Source organism: Bradyrhizobium sp. P3_C3, assembly GCF_056402655.1.
Genome location: NZ_JBFUGY010000138.1, coordinates 1 through 1,189, shown reverse-complemented (window position 1 = coordinate 1,189; position 1,189 = coordinate 1). Strand labels below are relative to the sequence as shown.

The window sequence follows — 1,189 nt, the reverse complement described above, 5'->3', positions numbered from 1 at the left end:
CTAACTCAGGGCAACCAAGCGAAAGTAGGCACGGGCTCGGGGGGCGTCAGTTGTTGTCTCAGCCGACAGGGCCCGGCCGCCAAGCTCTCGGAGCTTGGAACAATCGCGCGCAATGGTGGATGATATTTGATCCACATCGATTATGTCCAGCATCTGGACCCAAATTTTCGTTAGCTGCCTTGGGCAAGGCCTTTGGGGAGTGCAAGGCTGACAAGTCTTGGTACGTCCTAGAAAACACGACGTCGGGCCACTCTGTTAGTACACATCCGGCGGGGCCGCCTTGCCGAAAGAGGCGCGGTATTGAGAACTGTCCTGATGGACGGTGATGGGCTCAGTGCCCAAGTCGAACGGCTTGAAGCGGTGGAGACGGGTCGGCGGCACCGCTGGTCCGAGGACGTGCGTGTGGCCATTTCCCGGCGAAACCGGTACGACACTTTCATTCAGGGATTATTTTTCGGGTCGGCAGAACCTTTAGCGTTACCCAGCCGATCTTGTCGTGACCGCCAATCTTCCGCCAAGAAAAACGATTCTTGTATCGAATACTTGGAGAGCTGTGAAAGGCGATGAGCGGAGAGGTGCGTGGGCAACCGCGTGCACTGGCCTATTCTCTGAACCTCAGAGACGCGCTGGCGCGCGGAAAAAACGTCGCGAAATTCGATAGGGGTGATCCAATCTTTGCGCGGACCGCAAGCAGTTCTGGAGCTAGATGCATGAAACTATCCGGCGGAGCGGAGCGAACATCAAGCCACCGCTCATACAGCTGCCGTCGCACGTAAATGCGCAACAATCCGACCATCGTGCAAAAATACGGCGGCGTCTGTCTAGAAACCCCGGAAAAAATCCGCGCGGTTGCGAGGAGCCTCGCCGATTTGCACAGCCGTGGTCATCGCGTCGTGGCGATCGTTTCAGCGATGGGTAAGACGACCGACGAACTAATTAAGGCGGCTTATCAAGTAAGCCCGCATCCCAACCGCCGCGAACTGGATATGTTGCTAACGACCGGTGAGCGCATCAGCATGTCGTTGATGAGCATGGCCCTGTCTGATCTCGGTGCGCCAGCCATTAGTTTTACCGGGAGTCAGGCCGGTGTAATGACAGACGAATCTCATTCTTCCGCGCGAATTTTAGATGTGCGGCCTGCGCGCGTGCTCGAAGAACTCGGTCGCGGACGCATCGTGGTTTTAGCGGG

General features: G+C 56.9%; 1 protein-coding gene. It reads left to right on the top strand.

Translation table 11 applies throughout. The annotated features are described in order from the left end of the window. Positions 1 to 776: 776 nt before the first annotated feature. Positions 777 to 1,189, top strand: a 413-nt coding sequence (locus AC1DW2_RS43785) for an amino acid kinase family protein (RefSeq protein ID WP_477009211.1), incomplete at its 3' end; no start/stop codon positions are given.